Source organism: Desulfosoma sp. (assembly GCF_052743555.1).
In genome coordinates this window covers 47,344-52,740 of record NZ_JBRAHS010000020.1, presented here as the reverse complement: position 1 = coordinate 52,740, position 5,397 = coordinate 47,344, and the positions used below count along the sequence as shown (strand labels likewise).

The 5,397-nt window shown below is 55.5% G+C and carries 6 protein-coding genes; 2 read left to right on the top strand and 4 right to left on the bottom strand.

Features of this window, described 5'->3' with window-relative positions:
* Window positions 1–204: 204 nt before the first annotated feature.
* Complete coding sequence (locus ACUVSA_RS12545; protein ID WP_445892660.1) at window positions 205–627, top strand: GNAT family N-acetyltransferase; 423 nt, start codon at window positions 205–207, stop codon at window positions 625–627.
* A 239-nt stretch (window positions 628–866) separates the two neighbouring features.
* Here ACUVSA_RS12545 and ACUVSA_RS12540 read toward each other — a convergent pair whose 3' ends face one another.
* The 4 genes from ACUVSA_RS12540 to ACUVSA_RS12525 form a co-directional block, all read right to left on the bottom strand.
* Window positions 867–3,137, bottom strand: coding sequence for a hybrid sensor histidine kinase/response regulator (locus ACUVSA_RS12540; protein ID WP_445895085.1), 2,271 nt, complete (start codon window positions 3,135–3,137; stop codon window positions 867–869).
* 15 nt (window positions 3,138–3,152) lie between these two features.
* On the bottom strand, window positions 3,153–4,130 hold the full coding sequence (locus tag ACUVSA_RS12535; RefSeq protein WP_445895084.1) for a class I SAM-dependent methyltransferase family protein: 978 nt from the start codon (window positions 4,128–4,130) through the stop codon (window positions 3,153–3,155).
* A gap of 21 nt (window positions 4,131–4,151) precedes the next feature.
* Complete coding sequence (locus ACUVSA_RS12530) at window positions 4,152–4,685, bottom strand: cyclic nucleotide-binding domain-containing protein (RefSeq protein ID WP_445895083.1); 534 nt, start codon at window positions 4,683–4,685, stop codon at window positions 4,152–4,154.
* 62 nt (window positions 4,686–4,747) lie between these two features.
* Window positions 4,748–4,891, bottom strand: a complete 144-nt coding sequence (locus tag ACUVSA_RS12525) for a hypothetical protein (protein WP_445895082.1) — start codon at window positions 4,889–4,891, stop codon at window positions 4,748–4,750.
* Window positions 4,892–5,074: 183 nt separating this feature from the next.
* Here ACUVSA_RS12525 and ACUVSA_RS12520 point away from each other — a divergent pair.
* A partial coding sequence (locus ACUVSA_RS12520) for a hypothetical protein (protein WP_445895081.1) occupies window positions 5,075–5,397 on the top strand: 323 nt, incomplete at its 3' end.

Here is a 5,397-nt window from a genome sequence, read left to right as displayed (position 1 = left end):
ATCGGATCGCAAAGACTTTTGGATTTTTGCCGGGCAGGATTCCCAAAGGCTGCGGTTTTGGGATACAGTCATTGTGCGATCCGCCCAATTGGGCGATGAGTTCATGGAACAGGTCCTTTCTGGGAAAATCCGCCGATCTGTGCGTCCCATGGACGATTTGTGGCTTTCGCCGTGAGACCCGGCCCTTGGGGCAGGGAGTCTTCAGTGGTTCGAGACGCCAATAGCAATGATCTGGAGAGGGTGGCTGAGATTGAGCGGTTGTCCTTTCCCAACCCATGGACACCCTATTATCTGGAAAACGCCCTCAAAGATTTTTTTCTCGTCTATGACGACGGCGAACGGGTGCAAGGCTACCTGGCGGCCACTATTCGGGAGCAGGACCAGAAGGCGGTGATCCTCAAGGTGGCGGTGCACCCAGAGGCACGGGGCCAAGGCATTGCTTCCAGCCTCGTCCAGGGAGCCCTCGACGCTTTTCACCAGCGAGGCATCAAAAATGTGGAACTGGATGTGAAGATCATCTCGGCGGGGGCCGTGCATCTTTATGAAAAATTTGGTTTTCGGATTCAGCGCATGGTCACCGTGGATCTGGACGACACCAGTTTCATGGTGATGAAAAAAGAAATTTAGCGAAACGGAACATCCCTGCATGCGGCGTCCGCCGCGACCCATGGAGCCGTACCCATCTGAAGTCGCGGATGGCGCCGCTCCGACATGTGGGGTCGTTGCTGTCGAAATGCTTTGTGAAAGTGGCAGGGTACCAGGGTCGCGGCTTGCGCCGCTTCCACAATAGGCATCGTCGCTGTGCACCAGCGCCCAAGAGAATATTGGTGGACGAGCTCCGCAGAACACCTCAACTCCAAAGGATTTCAAGTGACGTCAGCCAGGCCGTGAGAAGGAGGGGGGCAGATTCGGGTTCTTTGCAGGCTCTGGAGGATTCTTTCAAAACGAAAGGGTTTTTCCACGAAATCGGCGGCCCCCTTGGCCAGGAGTTCTTCGCGTTTGTGCGGATCCAAGTAACCCGTGGCAATGATGACCGGAAGGTTTGGATAACGGCGAAGAATCTCAGTCAGGCACCGTGCGCCGCCCATGCCCGGCATGTTGAGGTCCAAGATGACGCCGGCGGGCTTCTGTTCCATGATTTCCAAGAGCTCTAAGGCCGATTCCCCGTTTGAAGCCGTGGCCACTTCCAAACCGTAGCTTTCCAAAAGGTTTTGACCGATTTCCAAAAGATGGGGTTCATCGTCCACCAACAAAATCCGCAATCCCGCAAGATTCACAAGCGGCAACGCCTCAACATCGGGCATCACGTCGCCGGTGGCGATGGAGGAAATGGGAAAATAGAGATCAAAGCGTGTACCTTTGCCCGATTCGCTCTCGCACGTGATGCCTCCGCCGAACCGCTTGATGACACTGTAGACAATGGCCAGCCCCAGCCCTGTGCCCTTGTCCGGACCCTTGGTGGTAAAGAACGGCTCATAGATGCGTTCTTGGATCGCCCGAGGAATACCAAGCCCCAAGTCGGCGATGGATAACTGTATGGCGGGCCCTGTTCGAAGCATGCCCAGCTTTTGCGCCATCACCTCATCCACCGTCGCCTGACGCGTTTCGATGGTGATGGTGCCACCGTCGGGCATGGCGTCTCGAGCATTCATGACCAGGTTCATCACCACCTGTTCCAACTGGTTGGCGTCCGCCAGGACCCTGCCCAAGTGACTTTCGAGACGTAAATTCAACCGGTAGGTTTTAGGCAGAACCCGCTCCAGCATCTCGCACACCCGAACCACGGCGGCGTTGACATCCACGGAAGCCACTTTTCCATCGGTTTTTCGTCCATAAATCAGCAGCTGACGCGTCAGGTTGGCTCCTCGGTTCACTGTCTGAAAAAGCTTGTCCAGAAGCATGTGATCTGGATGGTCGGCACTGGTGCGCCGTGCGAGGATCTGCAGGAAGCCGTGAATCATCTGCAAAATGTTGTTGAAATCGTGAGCGATGCCTCCGGCGAGCGTTCCAATGGCTTCCAATTTTTGAATCTGCACCAGCTCCTGTTCCATTTGCCGTTTATCGGTCACGTCTCGAGCGATGCATAGGAGGGCCGGCCGCTGCTGCCATTCCATGGGCACCACGTTCATGTCCACCCAAAGCGTGCGTCCTGATGGGTGCTGCAGACGCAGCGTCCGCAAAGGGGGCGCCGCTTGCGGGTGCAGCTCCAGCTCTTCGAAAAGCTCCACGAGAGCATCCTGATCATCATCGGCCACAAATTCCATCAGCAATCTGTCCTCAATCTCTTTTAGAGGAAGGCCTAAAAGGGTTTGGGTGCGTGGATTGGGAAAGCGCACCCGCCCCTCCTGGCAGATGAAGATGGCGTCGTTGGCGTTTTCCACAAGATGCCGGTACTTGGTTTCCGTTTCCTCCACCGACGATTCCAATTTCTTGGAATACAGTTCCAACTTGGCTTGTGTTTCCGCCAGTTCATGTCGAAGAACATAGTCGCGCCACCGGTGCCTGTGGTCGATGTGGGCAGCGATGAGAATGATGGAAAGCGTGCTCAGGATAAAAAGATTGTGCGCCACAAAGGTGTTCAAAGCCGGATGCGCGTCGAAGCCCAATGCCGCTCCAACATAACCAGCATAAAGAAGCAGGCTGTGAATGGCCAACTTTTTGACCGAAACGGGCAGGACGACACAGTAGGAGAGAAAGACCAAATTGAGTCCCGCGTAGTAGGGTGTGCGGGTTCCGCCCGTGTCCACGATCATGGCGATGATACACAGGCCTATAGCATAGAAGGCGACGGTGCCTAAAACAAAGCTGGGGAGCGGCCAACAGCGTTGTCGATTGCACAGGTAAAGCCCCCAGCAAAGGATGGCCGCAAAAATGCGGTAGACCATGAACTTTTCAAAAAAGGACGGAAAGAGCAAAGCGTCGAGGATGCCGAACAGAGGCATGAGCGTGCCGCCAATGATCAGGATGACGTTTACCCGAACGCGCAGAAGGGCGTCGATGTGCTTTTGAAAACCCTTGACGAGACTTTCCCGGTCCTCCGGCCTGGGCAAAAGGGAAGGTGTTTCCAAGGCCCGAAGTGTGCCGGTGAGCGTGTCGTGGACCATGGTGCGAAGCTTTTCCGCGTCGTGTTTGTCCATCCGCCGACACCTTTTTCAGGAAGAGCACGTTTTCAATTCTCGATACGTCACAGCAAAAAGATTGATTCCTTCCGGTTCGGCAAGGACCTGCACGCACCGTTCGAAGGGTGTCTCGGAAAAGATGTCCCGCAGTTCGCTTTCCGTTCGGTAAATCAGCTTCCAGCGCAACATATGGTCCATGATGGCTCGGTTGGGATTGTCGGGGGAGAAATTGCCGATGATGAGGCATCCTCCAGGCTTTAAGTACTCGTAGCATCGAGTGACCAGAGCGGTAAACAGCCGTCGGTCCAGGTAGTCGGCCAAGCCGGACGAATAGATGATATCCTGGGGAGCCAGTCGATGGCGAGTGCGGCCCAGCGCCCAACGAACGGCATTGTCGTTCAAATAACGAATTTTCGCTCCATGCGCAAAAGTGTTCACCGTGTTGTCAGCGTAATGCAGAGCTTCAACATCGGTATCCATCAAGGTGGCTTCCACACGGTCCTGTACGGGACACTCCTTTAAAAAGTCAAAAAATTCCCGGCTGGATCCGCAGGCCAGATGGAGCATCCGCATGGGGTCACAGGAATTCAGCTTGCGGGCGACACAGCGCCCTAATTCCTCGGCTAGCAACTTCCGCCGTCCCCGCACGGCTCGAGACGCCGGCGCATGCAAGCACCAGGCATCCACCAGAAGGCCCAGCTTGCCGTCTCCGTCCGGCGTGTTGCGGTAGATCATCTCCATCATCAAAAAGTCACCGGCATAACCTTTGGGTTTGTAATAAGCGCGCTCCGCGAAACGGCTTCTCATGAGATAAGGAAAAATTTCCTTAAAGACATGATTCCATGCCTCATCTTGAAATTCACTTTGAGCGATGAAAGGTTCCAGGTCCTGCAGGTTCCGGTTGAAATGATTTAAAATGGCAGTGCAGCGTTCCTGCAGGCGTTCCTGTTCCTTGCCGTTGTTTTGAAGAGCATAGCTCAGGTCAAAGAAATCCGCCTTTGTTTTTTCCACAAGCTCCCTGATCAGTGTGCCTTAAGGGGTGGGTAAGAAGGTGTCGGGCAGCGAGCGGCCTTCATGGAAATGACGGCGCCCTGTAGAAAGAGAGGCGGCGTAGGCCGTCAGGGGTTCTCGTTCATCGAGCACACGGCGGAACTTGGCACACACGGACCGGGCTACATCCGTGATGAAAAGGCTGTAGCCGTGCGGATCCACGGAACGCAAAGCCTCCATGGACGCCCAGTCGTAGACGCGCAACACGGCGCGTTCCACGGCTCGAACGTGCCGGACTCGAGAAACACCGTCGAAAAATCCCATCTCGCCGAAAAATTCCCCCGGACCGATGCAGGCCACGGCGATCGTGGTGCCGTTTTGACCAAAGGCGACTTCCACCGCGCCCCGTTCCACATAGTAGAGGCATCGCTCTTGAGCCCCTGGAGCAAAGATGTGGTCGCCCCTGCCGTAGACCGCCCTGTGCCTGATGGTCGGCAAGGCCTCCTGCAACGCTTCCATGCCCATGACCTCCCGAGACTTCAGCCGCCCGCTCACCAACACATGTCGTGCGCGCAACCCAAGCCGCGATGCTTTACGGCTCCTTCCCATTGAAACAATCGGCGCAAAAAGACGTGACCTTAAGTCTTTTGATGGACCGTAGCCAAACCGTCCGGCACCTTCTGGTTCAGAATGATCCAGCCCACATCCTGGAATCCCGGTCGAGTGGATGCTTTTGACCCATGCATCTCTGCGTTGCGCAAGGACTCCTCAAACAACGCCATGACGCCGGCGACGTTTTTTTAATAAGTTCCAGCAATCATTAAAAGAAAAAATTTTTGTGGAGTCGCGGCGCGCCGCCGTGCAACTTGGCACATCCGTTGCTATAGTAGAGAAGCGTCAAGGAAAGGTTCCCGGGAGCGGAAATTCTCATGAAAAACTGTTCAGAACACGAAAGGAGCTTAACCATGAAAGGCATGCGATGGATGGTGGTTCTTGGGTTGGTTGTGGTGGCGGCGATGCCCGTGTGGGCTCGAGGGCCCTATGGAGCCGGCATGGGGCCGTGTTGGGCGCTGTCTTCGCCTGAAGGGCAGGCATTCGCTAAGGATGTGGCCCCCTTACAGCAGCAGTTGTATCAAAAGCGGTTGCAGTATCAGCAGATGTTGAACAATCCCAACGCGGATCCTGCAGCCCTGGGGACATTGGCTCAAGAAATGCAACAAATCCGCCGGCAGATTTGGCAAAAGGCTCAGGATGCCGGCATTCCGTGCGGCTACGGCCCTCGAGGGCA